Origin of the sequence: Aeromonas sp. Y293-4 (assembly GCF_027705905.1) — a bacterium.
GTDB classification, from domain to species: domain Bacteria; phylum Pseudomonadota; class Gammaproteobacteria; order Enterobacterales; family Aeromonadaceae; genus Aeromonas; species Aeromonas veronii.
On the sequence record NZ_JAPDCI010000029.1, the window covers coordinates 1 to 16,698 of the forward strand.

At 45.6% G+C, this 16,698-nt stretch carries 12 protein-coding genes and 1 pseudogene; 7 read left to right on the plus strand and 6 right to left on the minus strand.

Annotation, left to right across the window (positions count from 1 at the left end):
- Positions 1-60 precede the first annotated feature (60 nt).
- The 4 genes and pseudogenes from istB to OKC31_RS20400 form a co-directional block, all read right to left on the minus strand.
- Positions 61-612 (minus strand): annotated as a pseudogene (istB, locus tag OKC31_RS20385) (IS21-like element ISAeme17 family helper ATPase IstB); the annotation flags it as partial.
- A 45-nt stretch (positions 613-657) separates the two neighbouring features.
- Positions 658-1,143, minus strand: a complete 486-nt coding sequence (locus OKC31_RS20390) for a hypothetical protein (protein WP_075114281.1) — start codon at positions 1,141-1,143, stop codon at positions 658-660.
- Positions 1,140-5,816, minus strand: coding sequence for a RecQ family ATP-dependent DNA helicase (locus OKC31_RS20395; RefSeq protein ID WP_266110173.1), 4,677 nt, complete (start codon positions 5,814-5,816; stop codon positions 1,140-1,142). The genes OKC31_RS20390 and OKC31_RS20395 overlap by 4 nt, the downstream gene beginning before the upstream one ends.
- On the minus strand, positions 5,813-6,778 hold the full coding sequence (locus OKC31_RS20400; RefSeq protein WP_197930941.1) for a DNA-processing protein DprA: 966 nt from the start codon (positions 6,776-6,778) through the stop codon (positions 5,813-5,815). Before OKC31_RS20400 ends, OKC31_RS20395 begins: the two co-directional genes overlap by 4 nt.
- 265 nt (positions 6,779-7,043) lie before the next feature.
- Between OKC31_RS20400 and OKC31_RS20405 the strand changes: the two genes are divergently transcribed.
- Positions 7,044-7,451 carry a hypothetical protein gene (locus tag OKC31_RS20405; RefSeq protein WP_040096559.1) on the plus strand — a complete coding sequence of 136 codons (408 nt, stop codon included), beginning with the start codon at positions 7,044-7,046 and terminating at the stop codon, positions 7,449-7,451.
- Here OKC31_RS20405 and umuC read toward each other — a convergent pair.
- Positions 7,434-8,705 carry a translesion error-prone DNA polymerase V subunit UmuC gene (gene umuC / locus OKC31_RS20410; protein WP_270657556.1) on the minus strand — a complete coding sequence of 424 codons (1,272 nt, stop codon included), beginning with the start codon at positions 8,703-8,705 and terminating at the stop codon, positions 7,434-7,436. The two genes, OKC31_RS20405 and umuC, sit on opposite strands and share 18 nt — an antisense overlap.
- A 3-nt stretch (positions 8,706-8,708) precedes the next feature.
- On the minus strand, positions 8,709-9,131 hold the full coding sequence (gene umuD / locus OKC31_RS20415) for a translesion error-prone DNA polymerase V autoproteolytic subunit (protein ID WP_010676201.1): 423 nt from the start codon (positions 9,129-9,131) through the stop codon (positions 8,709-8,711).
- Positions 9,132-9,262: 131 nt separating this feature from the next.
- On the opposite strand from umuD, the gene vapB reads away from it, so the two are divergent.
- The 6 genes from vapB (at position 9,263) to OKC31_RS20445 (ending at position 16,697) form a co-directional block, all read left to right on the plus strand.
- Positions 9,263-9,490, plus strand: a complete 228-nt coding sequence (vapB, locus tag OKC31_RS20420; protein ID WP_103858977.1) for a type II toxin-antitoxin system VapB family antitoxin — start codon at positions 9,263-9,265, stop codon at positions 9,488-9,490.
- A 710-nt stretch (positions 9,491-10,200) separates the two neighbouring features.
- Positions 10,201-10,500 carry a hypothetical protein gene (locus OKC31_RS20425; protein ID WP_111901665.1) on the plus strand — a complete coding sequence of 100 codons (300 nt, stop codon included), beginning with the start codon at positions 10,201-10,203 and terminating at the stop codon, positions 10,498-10,500.
- A 5-nt stretch (positions 10,501-10,505) separates the two neighbouring features.
- Positions 10,506-11,267: a hypothetical protein gene (locus tag OKC31_RS20430; protein WP_147746125.1), complete on the plus strand. Its 762-nt coding sequence runs from the start codon at positions 10,506-10,508 to the stop codon at positions 11,265-11,267.
- A gap of 110 nt (positions 11,268-11,377) precedes the next feature.
- Positions 11,378-13,327, plus strand: a complete 1,950-nt coding sequence (locus OKC31_RS20435; RefSeq protein WP_111901664.1) for a tetratricopeptide repeat protein — start codon at positions 11,378-11,380, stop codon at positions 13,325-13,327.
- A 578-nt stretch (positions 13,328-13,905) separates the two neighbouring features.
- Entirely contained in the window at positions 13,906-15,483 is a 1,578-nt protein-coding gene (locus OKC31_RS20440; protein WP_111901663.1) for a type I restriction-modification system subunit M, read from the plus strand.
- Complete coding sequence (locus OKC31_RS20445; protein ID WP_111901662.1) at positions 15,480-16,697, plus strand: restriction endonuclease subunit S; 1,218 nt, start codon at positions 15,480-15,482, stop codon at positions 16,695-16,697. The genes OKC31_RS20440 and OKC31_RS20445 overlap by 4 nt, the downstream gene beginning before the upstream one ends.
- Position 16,698 lies beyond the last annotated feature (1 nt).

Sequence of the window (16,698 nt, forward strand, 5' to 3'; positions counted from 1 at the left end):
GGGGCATGCAGTCGTGGCAAGCCCTCCGATGCCATATCGGCTCTTGAAGCTGGCTGAGGGTCATGGGTAATCAGGATTGGTTTTGGGTGTGGCCCCCGCTTTGCGTTTCTCTTTCAAACGATAGCTTTCACCGCTGATCTGAACGATGTGTGCATGATGTAACAGTCTATCGAGCATAGCTGCCGTCAGTGTCTGATCATCGGCAAAGGTGCTGGCCCACTGGCTAAAGGGCAGATTGCTCGTCAAGATCAGGCTCCCTTTCTCATAACGTTTGGCGATCACATTGAAAAACAGGTTTGCTTCCTCACGCCCAAACGGCAAGTAGCCTATCTCATCGATCACCAGTAAACGCGGCCCCATCACGACACGGCTGAAGTAGGCTTTAAGCCGCTCCTGTCGTTGAGCTGCTTGCAGCTGCAACATCAGGTCTGCTGCGCTGATAAATCTGGTCTTGATGCCAGCCATCAGAGCCCGATAGGCCAGTGCGATGGCAAGATGCGTCTTGCCCACTCCGCTTGGGCCCAGCAGCACTATGTTTTCGCTACGCTCTATAAAAGCTAGGCTGGCCAACTCCTGCAACTGGCTGCGAGGTGCGCCACTGGCAAAGCCGAAGCCAACTTATTGATTACAATTAAAAACTGAATGGTAATCTGAAAATTAAACCATGTTCATAGTCAGAAGTCCGATACCTCCAGCCAACACCAATATACCTAAAACAACTATGGCTCGTAGCCCACTTATCGATCTTTTCTGAGACTCCGCCACAGCCTCTAACTTACTGTTCAATTCGCCAAATTGTTTAGCAATGCAGCTATCAATTGCTGCGCGGCCTTGTTCAAACTGATCAGGTGTTACGAACGTCAAGGCTGCTACGTCACGCCTTAGTTTAAACTGTTCATCTTTGATCTGGCCTAGAAGGTCATTAAGTGACGTCAGGCGACCTTCAAACTCTTCAAATTTATTCGAGTTCTTCGTAACCCATTCACCCTGTTCAGTAGCTAGATTTGCGAGGGTTGATTTCGCAGCCTCTATCTCTGTTCTTGCATCGTTAACTGCGCTTAACAGGCCATTAAACTCTGCCACTTGCGCCGATTGCTCTTCGAGTGAATCGATTACTCGGTGTAGTTTCTGTATGTCATTCACCAATTAATCCCCTTGTATTGGCTGGTAAGTTTTTCAAGCCTATTTGCTAGTGGAGCTAACAAAGTGTGATAGGAGAACGGATCCCCTAGCTCTTCATTTACCTCCCCAAGAACATCCAAATCATCAAATTTCTCATGGACCAAACGAGCAAAGCGGCTTCGCGCATTTTCAGAGAACATTGGCTTTAGCTGCATAGTTTTTCGGACCAGCTCTAGTGCTTCATCCCTATTATCACTAATCAATCGATCAAAAGACGCTGCCATTCTTCGCTCTCCATCTGCATCATCAAACTCATCGGAAGCTAGTCGCAGTACACCGCTCAAGTAGTTCAAGAATGCATTATCTTTGTATGACTCTAGGAATCGAGAAAGTTGACCTCGTAGGAGCGTCATCTTCTCGCTGCCTACTAGATGTTCCGTGCGCTCTTCTTCATCAGTTTCAAAAAATACTGATGGCCATATCTTCGCCGACACAGAATTCTCAGCCATATTGAGCAGAAGTTGGCTCGACTTGTCGTGCCTGAAATAACCCTCTAGCTTCTCCTTAAATTCTTTGTCGTCCATCCTGCCTTCAGCGAATAAACTACATTGTTCATAAACGTTCTTCTGTGACTGGCGACGGTTGTAGACAAAATGGTCATAGGACCAGAGTAAAAGAACAAGAAAGATAAATTGCGATTTATCGATAGACCCTTTTCTTAACTTGTCGCAGAGAATTTTGTAGTACTGGTTATCACTACTGAACACATCCGCGAGTTTGAACTCAGGATCATACTTTCTGACGGTATGCTCAATTTTATTTTCAAGACCTTCTTCCGATAGGCACTGGAACTCGACATAGAGCGTGCCATTAAAAAAGTCTTCGATTACCCAGTCAGAAACAATACCTAATTGAGAAAGACGGTAGATAGCCTTTTCCAATTTATACTTTTCCGTACCAAACTGCCTGGCAGTAATGGTCACCGTGTTGTGTTCCTGATTGTACTTAAAGAATTCGTATACGTTTGCCATCAACTTGAACTCATCATTGATTGTGTCCAAGCTGTTTGTCATCAGGAACAGATTTGTGTTCAGGTCGCTATCTCGACTCAATAACTTCACGTACTCCTTCAGATCTTTGACGTTCGTACTAGCGTCCCAAATCTTGTCGAGAATAGCTGAATTGGGCTCTTTTGTGAGAAGCACATAGCAATCTGCGGGTACTTCCTTGAATAATTTTTTATCTCGCCCTGCCCTGCCTGCTTCCTGATACAAGGCTTCCATCGACCCAGGTATTCCGAAGTGAACCGTATAGGCAATATTCCCCTTATTCACGCCCATTCCGAATGCCTTAGTAGCAGTAAGTAGGCGGTATTTATTTTCTTTAAAATCGTCTTGAACTTGGCGCTTATATCTATCGAAAGCCTCTCCCTGTAATACCCCCATTTTCGGAGCAGACCCCGAAAAATATCTAACATCCATATTCAAGAGTGTTGAAATTCGGCCCGCTAAGCTATGACAACCCTTAGACCCGTTGACGGTGGCAGTGAATATGATTCCCGCCTTATTGCCATATTCCCCGTCGGAATTCCATTTACGCTCCATTTCAGAAACAAGTTCGACGGCTGCATCAACTTTGCGGCCTTTATCGTCGATAACGTGGAATGAGAGTTCCTCGCGAGTGAAGTCCATGGGTGTGCGGACAAAATCATCGGGGATATCAAACTCTGTTTGAATATCCTTTAGGACGTTAACTGATGCGGTTGCAGTTAGGCCTATATAAATTGCACTGGGAGCAAACCGTCCAATTGTATTTGCCAGGTTAAGATAAGACGTCCTGAAATCATGCCCCCACTCAGACAAACAGTGAGCTTCATCGATCACCGCGTAGGCAAATGAGAGATCTAGTCCGATAGCCAACATCTCTTTTCTAAACGCATGGGTTTGGAATCGCTCAGGCGATATGAAAACGAAGAAGTACTTACCACGTCCGAAATCGCTCTGAACTTTGGCCTTCTCTCCTGCCTTCAAATCACTAGTAATAAAATTGCTTCGAGTGAAGCCGATGCTATCCAAATCGGCTTTCTGGTCATACATCAAACTCTTTATCGGACACACGACAAAGCTAACAGCTGGTTGCAGAACCGCAGACAGCTGGTAGCAAATCGACTTACCCGAACCTGTAGGCAACAATCCTATTGTGCCGTTTCTCGAAAGTGCAGATCCTATGATACCAACCTGCCCTTCCCTGAAATCTACATCCTCTAGGTATGGTAGAAACAGGTTGCTGAGGAAGTATCTCAGAGACTCTCGCTGCTCGCTGCCTGGGCTAAGATCTAGCTTGTAGGCAATGGGATCACTGCATGAAAGCTCGAAGAAGTCATAGTCAATTAATTGACTGGTTTCTATTGAAACAGCATCAGAATCTTCGAAGTATCGATAGAAATCGAAGTAATCCGTACGTGAATATATGACGTCTTTGTTAACTTGAAAGGAATCGTCATAACGCTCCAGTATGCTGAAGTCGATGAATATATTTTCACCAGACCGTTCGCTCGGAAGCTCATCTGATTCGATCAGCGCTACTTCAATTCGCCTTTCTTCAATACCAATGAGACGCAAGAGATTCGATAACAAATCGTTCAGGTCGTCTAGTGCCGCTTCAGCAAAATCTGTGCCATCACGATTGACTATGAATAGTTTTTTCAACTCTCCTAGTCTGATCTGACCGCGTTCAAGAAGCTCCAATAACAGTAACTGGAAACGCAACGCCGAGGTCAGCCTCAATCGTGGGTCGGTAACATCAGCTCCATTTTCATAAACCTCTTGGTAATTCAATAAAGAAATACCATTAGGAGGCGTTAGGACACCGTCACGCTCTAGGCCATCTACGATCTGAATGTGAGAAATAATCGAATTTATCTTACTGATAAATGACTGGTTCTCAGATGCCAGTTCTTGAACAGTGAACCGAACAGTCTTCAGTCCCTGGGTTTCAGTAAACAAATCCCTCATCTCATCTAACTGCTGAGAATTTTGGTGTTGCTGACCGTCTATCTCAATAATTAAACCAACTTGAGGAATGTAAAAATCTACCTGTCGGTTCTGGAATTGTTCAACGTAGACCTGAGTCATATCGTAAATCTGGACTTCAGGGAGCATTAGCTGTTTTACAAAAATGTACTTACCGAAATACTTCGGAATCAGCTCATCAAAAAACCTTTTCGCTGGGTAGCTTCCAGACTGTTTGTTGCCTCGAATTAATCTGTTCCAAAAAACTGACTTATCTGACAAAAGAGCCTGAGCTGGTGTATTAAGAGCGCTCTGTTCCAGCTCAATGCCAAATGCTTTCCTCAGTTTTCGCGAGGCTATTGTAGGCTTCCCTCTCTGAAGTATGTTTTTAAGAACTTGAATTGCTCCAAATAGCTGACCAGACGCCACTTCAGACGAGATAGAATAGTTGAGAAGATTATGGAAAATGAAGTTATGGTTGGTTCTCGCGTAGTTAGCAGAAAACTTCTTGCTTACAAGCCTACGACTAGACTTCGGCCTGACATATCCAGATAGTTCACTTTCATCCGCCAGCGAGTCGATGATTGGGTTGTACAAATCTGAAAATAGTTGGTTATTGTGCTGTTGTTTAATGCTGTCAGTACTTAGCTCTAATCTATAGAGAGTTTTGACCAACGTAAAAATGTAAATACTTGAATTCGGGAAAGCTTGAGATAGACAGCGTGTTATCTCATCAGTTGTAGCCCCCGAAGTTAATACGTCGTCAACGATAAGAAATGTCGGATTTGAATTCGCTTCTATTGAATCAACTTCGGCTTTATAGGCCCCTCCGACCTGCTGTCGTCTTTGTACTGCACTGCAATTAGTCGATTTAACTAATACGTGCTTTTTCTCTAATATCTTAGGTTGGTAAGTAGCCCCTAAAGCAACAGCCAGCGACTTGCCCAAGGTATCTAATGCTTTATCGCCATCTTCAGCCCTAAGCTCAGCGTGACCTAACGCTCGAACAACAATATCTATAACTGGAAATGAAGGAGCTAGCTCAACAGTCTTGTTAACCCAGCGGCGTACAGAAGGATTCTTGTTATCTTTGAAAGACCAAACTTCCTGTTTGACACCATCTAAATAGAATCCCAGATGAAGTTTATTTCCAGATTGTATTAACTCAGAACGTCCCGTTGTTGCGGAACTCGGTGTCGAGTTTTTTCCAATAAGCTCGGAGAGATTGCTTACTCCCTTATGTGACGAATCGATCTCCGAGGCAGAACCCCAATCTACTGAGAAAAACTCAACTCCTGCATTGAAAGCAGCGTCTCGATCTAGGTTGCTATCTCCTAAATAAATTGACTCGTCGGCGCTAACACCGAAATACTCGAGAATACGAGTAACGCCCTCATGGCTCGGCTTATGCTGCGTTACATCATGGTAGGCTACTACATAATCAACAGAGATACTGAAGTGTTTGAGTAGACCCTGAACGTAATTCGAAGGCGCATTCGAGAAGATAGCAACCTTGATTCCAACTGACCGAGCCGTTGTAACAAGGCCGACAACGCCCTGATAAACGGCACAACCATTAAAGTACCTGTGTATGTCTCTCCATCGGCCAGCTGACCGAAATGGTTCGAGGCTTGATGTATCAATAAGCGTGTCATCAAGATCGAGGACGATGACCTTTATCACAGCAGGCCACCGTTTGATTTCAACGATCTAAATGAACTCGCGATGTCTTTTAATTGAAGCTGAATATCTTCATAAGATTCGCTCGTGTAGGGTATCGCCTTTCCTTCGTTAACTAGATGTTGCGTTCCTGAAATTGCCTTGATAGTAAGATCTGGATACCTAGCTTTCTGTGCGTCAGGAACGAAGACAGGACGCTCCATAGAGAGAGCAGATTTGACTGCGTGCATCGTCCCACCATCTATCGAAGTTTCAATAGCAAAGACGGCAGTAGATAAACCTGCTTGTATCCTGTCTCGCTTAGCAAAGAACGCAGGTATTGCTTTGGTTCCTGGAGCATTCTCCGCAACTAGAAGTCCATCCGTATCCAAAATTTCCTGAGCGAGTTCTCGATTACTTGTGGGAGAAATAGAATCCACATCGACAAGAACAGAAATCGTTGAGGTTTTGGCGTCTAATGCAGCGCGATGAGCAATTGTATCGATACCCAGTGCAAGTCCACTGACTATCGTGAAACCATAAGTCGCAAACTTTTGAATAGTTTTAATCGTTATGGTTTCACCCTTGGGGGTGTTTTCACGAGTTCCTACAACAGCTATAGAAAGCCTATTCTCTAAGAGTTTCAGATTGCCTTTGCAGTAAAGAAAGGGAGGAGGTTTCGGGAGATTGTATAACGAGATTGGATAGGTTTTCGAACCGAAGAGAACAATCTCAACTCCTTTATTTTTGAACGAATCAATCTCAGCTTGTACTTCGTCCCTGAGAGCCTGGAAGTTCGCAGCGTTGAAGAAACTTTCGAGAGCTGCTCGAGATTTAACATTTGAGATTTTTAGATTGGAGGAATGGTGTACCAGTTCTTCGAGCGTTGACACTCCGCTATACGCTGAAAACTTTAAGATCGACAGAACCGTTTCATCACCAACGCTCATTAACTTCTTAAGAACAAGAGCATCTACAATGTTCACATCCCCCCCCAAAAAACGACCGTTTTTAGTCCATTAATCGTACAGATTAATTGTATTCTACCGAGAAAACAACATAAACTAACTTGATTTCCCATGACCCTCAGCCAGCTTCAAGAGCCGATATGGCATCGGACTAGCTCCAAGTCGAGCCGGATGGGCATAGTCTTTATGCAGAATTTGAAATGTATATACTGAGCGACTCGGATAGGGGCTTGAGACAATCCGAGTCGCTCATACTGGGCCTTTATAGAGGATAGAGTGTGTAATGAGTAAACCATTTGGTTCCGGCAGCGTTACAGTTCAACCATCTCGTGGCCTGTGGCAGGCAAGCTACTTAGGGCAGAAAGTCACCTATAGCGAAGCGCGGTTCGGTCCAATGGCAGAGACCCTTGCTCACCGGGCTTTGTTAAAATTGCAGGCTGGAAACTTTGACCCTGTGTCCGACGATCTGCAATTTAAGCAGTCATGGCGAATGGTGGATGCTGCCAGGCAATTGGGGCTCTCATTGGGCCAACTGCGGCAGTGGATGCTAACTGGAATGCTCAACGGACATGTGATTAAACCACCAATGCGTGACGTGAAAGGCGTTGACCGAATCACCGGTTGCGAATTGATGATGGCGCAAGAGCGCCTTGCTGAGTGCAAATCCGGGTTGTCACTTTGCAATGGGTAATTCGTCTAATGCCGTGGTATAGCGGGGACTGAGTTTTTCACGCCTCATAATCCAATCACTGTTGTCTCTCCCACAAGATCCAAAATGAATTTTTCCTAATCGTCCCTGGTTGATTCGGTCGATCATCTGCATTAGGTCCTGACTGCGGGGCTTATGTTGATGATGGTCGAACAAATCTCCCTGCTGGCTGCCGATAGGAGTGAAGTCGGCTAGCATCACGCCCCCTTTTTGGTAGCGGTGCCCATCCCGCCAGATATGAGAGAGCAGTGAGTGGATCACTCCCAGCAGCTCCCTGGTATCGTTGGTAGGCACAGCCAGCGTGGTGCTCACGTGGTTGCCGTAGTAGGGCTCTTTGTCATTGAAGGGACTGGTACGAATGAATAGGGTGACATGGCGACAGCACATTCCTTCTGCCCGGAGTTTTTCAGCTGCACGTTCCATATATCCCGCGAGTGCTTGATGCATGGAATTCATGTGTGTGATCCGTTCACCGAATGATCGGGAGCAGATGATCTGCTGTTTGGCTTGTGTGTCCTGCTCCAGGCTGGCGCATGGATAGCCGCGTAGCTCTAGCACGGTTCGCTCAACAACGACCCCATAACGATGCCGTAGGTTTTTACCATCGACAGCGACTAGGTCCGCCACACTATTGATCCCGTGCGCTTCGAGCCTGGTGGTCAGTTTTCTACCTATTCCCCATATTTCCCCGACTGGAGTGATAGCCATCAAACGCGCTCGACGTGCCTCATCACGCAAATCAACCACTCCACCAGTCGCAGGCCACTTCTTTGCGGCGTAGTTTGCCAGCTTGGCGAGTGTCTTGGTTGGCCCGATCCCGACGCCGACTGTGAGTCCAGTCCATTGCTGTATTCGTTCACGGATCTGACGACCATATGCTGTTAGGTCTCCCGCCCATGATTCGTTCAGTTCAATAAACGCCTCATCAACACTGTACACCTCGACAGTTGGCACCATGCCTTCCAGCGTGGTCATTACGCGCTGTGACATATCACCATAGAGGGCGTAGTTGCTCGAGAACCAAACACCGCCTACGGCCTCGAAGAACTGACGGATCTGGAAGTAGGGAACACCCATCTTGATGCCAAGCGCCTTGGCTTCTGCCGAGCGAGCCACAACGCAGCCGTCGTTGTTCGATAGCACCACGATCGGGCGCCCCTTGAGGTCTGGCCTAAACAGGCGCTCGCAGGACGCATAGAAGTTGTTCACATCGACGAGGGCAATGGCGTTGGGCATGGTTTAGCCTAGTTTGGTCTTGTGGAGTACATAGGTTACGACGCCAAAAATCTCTAGTTCTTGCCCGTCCAATAGATGGATGGGCTGGAAATCCGGATTGGCGGGTAGCAGGGCAGGGAACGGGCGTTCTTGCAGCTGTTTGACAGTGAATTCTCCATCAAGGCAGGCTAGAACGATAGCGCCGTGGCGGGCCTTGAGCGCCCTATCTACGATCAAAAGATCCCCGTCATTGATGCCCTTTTCCACCATGCTGTGGCCACTGGCCCTGACATAGAAGGTGGCAGCGGGATGCTCAATACAGATCTGGTTCAGATCTATGGTTTGCTCAATATAGTCCTGTGCTGGGCTAGGAAAGCCGCAAACCACAGGGGACAGAAAAAGCGGCAGCTCTAGAGCGTCCGGGGTTGGATGTGGGATGGCGAACATGGTGGCTCACTGGTTACTGTTTTTATATACAGTATAGCCGTATTGCATAACGTGTGCATCCGGTGTCAGTTGACATACCGGGCCCATTAGCTATGTTCGGTTCACATGGTACTGTGTTCATAGGACGCGTGATGGAATCAACAGTTTTTAGGTGTGGTCGTGGCCAGGGGGTATACCTGCCCGAGGCAGTGGCCCTGCCAGATGATGTCACGCATGTTGAGATCGTCGTGGTTGGTCGTACTCGCATAATCACACCTGTAGGTGAGTCCTGGGATAGGTGGTTTGATGAGCCTTGTATGAGCGCCGACTTCATGGCCGAACGTGAGCAGCCAACCGCCCAGGAGCGAGAGAAACTCTGAGGTCCAGCAGGGTAACTGAGTTGCGTAGCTGAGAGGGATTGTTTTTATATATATAGATAAAGCGTATCCCTCTCACCTGAAAAGGTGAATAGCTATGGCTATCATTCTCGCGTAGCGAGGATTGTTCATAGATCTGTCGGTACTCGCCCCCCAGGCAGGATAGCTCAGTCGCCATTTTTTCTAGGTTGCACCACTGGTCGTGGTGCATGTGATCCAGTTATCTACCCGTGGTTTCCATTGGACCATTCGTTGAAGGTGTTTTGGTGGCACTAGAGCTGAGGTGCACAGCTGAGAGGGATTGTTTTTATATATATAGATAAAGCGCACCCCTCTCACCTAACAGGTAACGATGTGGCTACATCATTCTCGCATAGCGAGGATTGTCCATAGAGCTGTCGGCGCTTGCTCTCCCTGGTAGACAGGATAGCTCGATAGCAATTTTTTATGTTGCACCACTGGCGTGGTGCATCTCATCCAGTTAGTTATCTGGCCAAGTATTCCACCAGGAACTTGTCAAACGGGGTATTCCACTTGTTGTAATCCCCGGACTACCTGGCACATGTCGAGCACTATCATGGCTGTGCGCACCTGCATAGGAACAACCTCAACACTGGCTGACGAAAACTGTACTAGCATCATTCGTTTCCATTTCATAAGGTCTTATAGCCGTAGCTCCACAACAAAGACCTATCTGTAGCATGGAAGTAACAATGGAAAGAATTTCACTGCATTCGTTAATTCAGAGAACTATGTGTATGTTGGGGTTCTCATTAGAAAGTATGGCTGATCGGGTATCAGCACTAATCTGGCTTGGTGATAATATCGGTGAACAGTGGCCATATTATATTGATGACTCAACAATAGGGTTTAACGATTGGAAATTCATACGCGATGCTGACTCAGGAGAAATCGTATTTAGTAATATGCAAGTTCCTGCAATTAGTAAACATGAGCTGGTAGAAGTCTTTCAGGATGATTTTTCTGCAAACAATAATACAACTATGGAATAGTTGATATGAATGTATACCTCAAAAATGATTCATTAGAAATGGAACCACTAACAGATGCAGAGCGGATAGTGGCAGCTCGAGATCCATTGACTACGCCTGAGCAGTTAAACAAGCTATCCATGGACGATGATTCATGTGTTCGTTACTACGTCGCTGGAAATCCTGCAACTCCTATTGAGGCCATTACTCGACTAGCTCACGATGATGACGAGGATGTGAGTGAATTAGCTATCAGCAGTGCTGTCATTCAACCTAGCACTCTCAGTGAATTATCGACTCATACTAATGTTGTAAAGAGAGTTGCCGTAGCTAGACATCCGTTAACCCCCACAATAGTACTCAATTCATTGTCCACAGATGCTGATAGACATGTCCGTGCAAATGTGGCTCGTAATCCCACAACCCCCTTATCCGTATTAAACGTGTTATCTCTGGATGAAGCAGAAGATGTCCGTGTCGGTATTGCTGGTAATCCGAAGGTTTCTCAAGCGTTATTAATACAATTGCTTGAGCGGACAAACCACGATGATATAAGAGTTTTGGCTGCGGCAGCCGGTAATCGAGCATTGCCATCAAGGATGTTGATTCAATTTGTTTCTGATGACCGTCCTTTAATTCGTATGTCAGCGGCGAGTAATCCGCTACTAAAACCTGAACAGATGAACGAGTTACTTTTTGATAGTGATGAGTATGTGCGCAAGGCTTTGATGCGAAACCCTGCCTTGCCAGGCTCATTGAGCATGTGTTGCGTGGATGATCTGCTATAAATCTACGATAAGTGTTACAGAGCTCATACTTATGCTTTAATGTAATTAAAGAATATTCTGAAGATGATAGATTGAGATCAAGTTGACTAAATGGATACGTGGAGGTTGTCATGACATATGGGGAATACACTGGCGATGATGCTGCACATGATATGATAAATAGAGAACAGTTCATGAAGCAGAAATATCAAGAGGCAGTTTCTTACGAATTTGGGATCGGCGTAGATGCTGACTTTCTAAAAGCGATTGAAATATATGAGATTGCGGCGTCACGCGGCCACCCTCAATCAAATTTAAAACTTGGCATGTTCTATTTTCATGGTCATGGTGTAACTCAAAATATAAATAAAGCAATTAAGAATTTTAGGAAAGCAGGGGAGAGTGGGTGTGCCCTGTCCTGCTTTACACTAGGATGGATTTATGATGAAGGGATTTTAATATCTAAGGATGATGATAAAGCTGAATATTTTTATATAAAATCAGCTGAAAAGGGCAATGGAAATGCGCAGTATAATTTATCTCAACTGTGTTTGAAGATAAGTGAAAAAAAGGCAAAGGAAAGCTATGAGAAAAAATCAATTGAATGGCTTGAGTTGGCAGTAAAAAATGGCCATCCACTGGCCCAATTGAGTATGGGTATTCATTTAGTCAATAAAAATGAAGGGCCAGAGGTTGATGTACATGCAAATCAGCTATTTACACTCTCAGCCGAACAGGGAAATATTGATGCGTTATATCAATTAGGATTAATGCATCTAAAAAGCTACAAAAAATATAAGATAGAGCATGATCTCAATATGGCATTTGAGTTTTTAAATAAAGCAAAAGATGCCGGGCATATTCAGGCGCAAGTGAAAATTGGAGACATGTGCTACTGTTGGCTGGGATACGATCTTGATAATACTCAGTTTGAGAACATCAAGATTGGAGGGCGTGAATATGAAATAGGGCCAGATTGGGGGCATTATCTCGAAGCAGCAAAAAAAGGCAGTATGGAAGCTAAATATAAGGCCGGCATCATACTGTTAAATGAAGATGCGAGCTGTAGCGATGGATTAGAGATGCTAGCATCTGCTGCATATGGAAACTATCCTGCTGCGAAATATTTACTATCTGTGAAAGAGATTTGTGATCTTTGGCCATTACTGAATAACCATGAAAATTTTGAATTGTATAAAGATATATTGTTCAATAATATTGAAGATATAAGAAGTCAGCTTGATTATGCGTCTAAGCATGGAATAAAAAATGCCAATCTGCAATTGGCAAAATTGTATTGGAGTTGCTACCGGGCTGGTTCAATAGATATTGAACTTTTTGAGATATCTAGCCTACTGTATACTTGGGTTAGCGACTATAATTTATTGAAGTATACAGAAGTTCCTTATTGCACTTATTTAGATGACATATCTCTAGATGAGCTTATTTCGCTTGCTAAATCAGGTGATAGCAAGGCTCAATTTGTACTGGGGACTCACTATGCAAAAGGGAGCATAGTTTCTCAGGATCTTGAAAAAGCTGAATTTTGGTATAACCAATGTATTGGTTCTGGAGACCCAGAAATCCTATGTCGTCTAGCATATATCTATCACATTGGTGATGGAGTAAATGCAGATATACATAAATGTAAAGAAATTATGGAATCCTACATTAGTCAATTCCCAAGTCTTTATGATTATGATATAAACTATCGACGTGGTTATATCGCACTACATCATGATAAGAACAAGGACGATGCAATTAAATCGTTTGAGTTGGCGTCTCGTAATGGTGTTCATTTAGGTGCAACATATGAACTTGCAAAAATGTATTTTAATGATAATGAGAAGTATGAAGATGGGATTCATATGTTAATCTCCATTATAGGGCGAGGGGTAAGCGATCCTGGTGAGTGTAGTTTGCTAGCTCTTATTAATGAATACTCTGAAAATGCAAGAAGTGGTATTCATGAAGATATAAATGAAAATGTTATAGCCCCCATCTTGGATGATGTGCTATGTTTGCCTACTATATTCAAGAATGAAGTTAGTGAGGCCATTCGTCAACATGTATATTGCTAATTATATTCTTGCTGTATGATATAGTAGCATACTAAAGGGGCGTTATTACTTAACGCCCATCTTTCATTCATGGCTTGCTCATGTCTTTAATATAAAGTGATGCCAACCATCTATATAATGCAGGATTAGGAGGATATTTTTGAGCGACATAGGGTGTGTAAGTGGTGAAATGGCCAATAAGTTGGCATCTCATTTTTACGGCTTTATCCAAACACTATAGGCTCTTCACACACTGACGGGCATCAGTTTTTCCCGTATCATAGATGCCTTGTTTAATCGTATGTAAGATCTTGAGATGACGGACTTTGGTTCATTCGATGAACATTCAAACCGGCCTAGGTTGCTCGATCAGCTTAACTTGGATCCTGACCTGATTGTCTGCCATAGGACATAAGCAACATCCGGGTTGCACTCCTGTGTGAGTCCCTAGTCTCTCTAGACTCTGTCGCCATTAAGCGCGCCTTCACAACATGAATCCAGTTAATCAGCCTTCATGTAGATGGCTAATCGTAAAGATCTACTACGCATCAGTCACAAGTAGCAGACTGTTGTACCGGACATCAGAAAGGAACAATAACATGACAAGCATTCAACAACGCGCCGCCCTGCAACGTCAGATCTGGGCCATTGCCAACGAGGTACGCGGTGCTGTCGATGGATGGGATTTTAAGCAGTATGTACTGGGTGCCCTGTTCTATCGCTTTATCAGCGAGAACTTTGCCAGTTACATCGAAGGCGGTGATGACAGCGTCAACTACGCAGAAATACCCGATAGCGTGATCACCCCGGAAATCAAAGAGGATGCTATCAAGACCAAGGGCTACTTTATCCGCCCCAGCGATCTCTTCGTCAACGTGGCCAAAAATGCCAATAGCAACGACAGCCTCAATACCGATCTTGCCCACATCTTTGCTGACATTGAAGCGTCGGCTAACGGTTACCCGTCAGAGCGAGACATCAAAGGACTGTTCGCTGACTTCGATACCACAAGCAACCGCTTGGGTAACACGGTTAAAGATAAAAACGCCCGTTTGGCAGCAGTGCTTAATGGCGTGGCCAAGCTGGATCTTGGTGATTTTGAAGAGAATGATATCGATCTCTTCGGCGATGCCTACGAGTTCCTTATTTCCAACTATGCTGCCAACGCCGGTAAATCCGGTGGCGAGTTCTTCACCCCCCAGCATGTATCCAAGTTAATCGCTCAGCTTGCCATGCATGGCCAAAGTAGAGTAAACAAAATTTACGACCCGGCTTGCGGCTCCGGCTCGCTGCTCTTGCAAGCCAAAAAGCACTTTGACGCCCACATCATCGAAGATGGCTTCTTCGGGCAAGAGCTCAACCACACCACCTACAACTTGGCGCGGATGAACATGTTCTTGCACAACATCAACTACGACAAGTTCAACATCCAACTCGGCGATACGCTGCGCGAACCCCACTTTGGCGACGACAAGCCGTTCGATGCCATCGTCTCCAATCCTCCCTATTCGGTGAAGTGGATAGGTTCGGATGACCCGACCCTGATTAACGATGACCGCTTTGCCCCCGCTGGTGTGCTCGCCCCCAAATCCAAAGCCGACTTTGCTTTTGTACTGCACGCGCTCAGCTACCTCTCCACCAAAGGCCGCGCAGCCATCGTCTGCTTCCCCGGCATCTTCTACCGGGGCGGGGCCGAGCAAAAGATCCGGAAATATCTGGTGGACAACAACTACATCGAAACCGTGATTTCGCTGGCACCTAACCTGTTCTACGGCACCACCATCGCGGTGAATATTCTGGTGTTGGCAAAAAACAAAAAAGACACGATGACCCAGTTTATCGATGCAAGCGGTCCGGACTATTTCAGAAAAGAGACTAATAACAACGTGCTGCTGGACGCGCACATCAAAGAGATCATGGAGGTGTTCGACAGCAAGGCAAATGTCGATCACTTCGCCAAATCGGTACCCTTCGAGCAGATCGCTGCTAACGACTATAACCTCTCGGTCAGCAGCTATGTGGAAGCAAAAGACAACCGTGAGGTGGTGGATATCGCCCAGCTCAATGCCGAACTGAAAACTACCGTGTCTAGAATCGACCAACTACGCAAAGACATTGATGCCATTGTTGCTCAGATTGAGGGTAACGACAGCGAAGGCGAGGAACTGAAGGCATGAACGACATGAATTTTTTGGAAAAGCTGCTGGATGGAGTTGCGGTGGAGTGGGTACCACTGGGAGCGGTTGCGAACATTGGAACCGGAAGTTCAAACCGTCAGGATGAGGGTGAAAGCGGAATCTACCCTTTCTATGTTCGCTCGAAAAACGTTTTAAGGTCAGATACCTTCGAATTCGATGAGGCCGCAATCATCATCCCTGGCGAAGGCGGGATTGGTGACATATTTCACTATGTAGAAGGGAAGTATGCTTTGCATCAGAGGGCTTATAGGATTGTCATTACGACAAATACTGTGAGTACGAAGTTCTTGTATCACTTTATGCGTTCTAGTTTTAAACAGTTTATTTTGATGAAGAGTGTCGGCGCTACAGCTATTTCAATTAGAAAACCCATGATTGAGGGGTTCCCCATCCCGATCCCCTACCCGGACAACCCGAAAAAATCGCTGGAAATCCAGGCCGAAATCGTCCGCATACTGGACACCTTCACCGAGCTTACCAACGAGCTTACCAACGAGCTTACTGCCCGAAAAAAGCAATACAACCACTACCGTGACCAGTTGTTGAGTTTCGAGGACGGGGATGTGGAGTGGAAGCCTCTTGTGGAGATTGGCGAGTTCATTCGTGGTAAGCGATTTACTAAGGCCGACTATGTGGACAATGGTATCAACGTGATCCATTATGGCGAGATATATACGCGATATGGTGTTTTTACGGACAAGGTTTTTTCTCAGGTACGGGAGGAAATGGCTAACTCCTTGCGCTACGCAGAGCCTGGTGATGTTGTCATCACTGATGTTGGTGAAACGGTTGAAGATGTGGGCAAAGCGGTAGCTTGGCTTGGGAATGACAAAGTGGCCATACACGACCACTGCTACGCGTTTCGGCATTCGATGAATCCGAAGTTTGTTTCTTATTGCATGCAAACAGCGTCTTTCATTGCCAAGAAAGCCAAGTACGTGGCTAGAACCAAGGTCAATACGTTATTGGTTAATGGCTTTTCCAAAATAGCCATACCGGTCCCGTATCCCAACGACTCTGAGAAATCACTAGCCGAACAAGCCCGCATTGTAGCTATTCTCGACAAACTCGACACCCTGACTACCTCCCTCACTGAAGGTCTGCCCCGCGAAATCGAGCTGCGCCAGAAACAATACGCGTATTACCGCGCTCTGCTGCTGAACTTCCCCAAGCCGGAAGCGGTAGAGGTGTAAC

Bases quoted from the DNA above. Each gene is read 5' to 3' on its own strand.
- OKC31_RS20435 (WP_111901664.1), top strand. From the start codon at position 11,378: ATGACATATGGGGAATACACTGGCGATGATGCTGCACATGATATGATA.
- OKC31_RS20445 (WP_111901662.1), top strand. From the start codon at position 15,480: ATGAACGACATGAATTTTTTGGAAAAGCTGCTGGATGGAGTTGCGGTG.
- OKC31_RS20405 (WP_040096559.1), top strand. From the start codon at position 7,044: ATGAGTAAACCATTTGGTTCCGGCAGCGTTACAGTTCAACCATCTCGT.
- umuD (WP_010676201.1), bottom strand. From the start codon at position 9,131: ATGTTCGCCATCCCACATCCAACCCCGGACGCTCTAGAGCTGCCGCTT.
- OKC31_RS20430 (WP_147746125.1), top strand. From the start codon at position 10,506: ATGAATGTATACCTCAAAAATGATTCATTAGAAATGGAACCACTAACA.
- OKC31_RS20425 (WP_111901665.1), top strand. From the start codon at position 10,201: ATGGAAAGAATTTCACTGCATTCGTTAATTCAGAGAACTATGTGTATG.
- umuC (WP_270657556.1), bottom strand. From the start codon at position 8,705: ATGCCCAACGCCATTGCCCTCGTCGATGTGAACAACTTCTATGCGTCC.
- vapB (WP_103858977.1), top strand. From the start codon at position 9,263: ATGGAATCAACAGTTTTTAGGTGTGGTCGTGGCCAGGGGGTATACCTG.
- OKC31_RS20440 (WP_111901663.1), top strand. From the start codon at position 13,906: ATGACAAGCATTCAACAACGCGCCGCCCTGCAACGTCAGATCTGGGCC.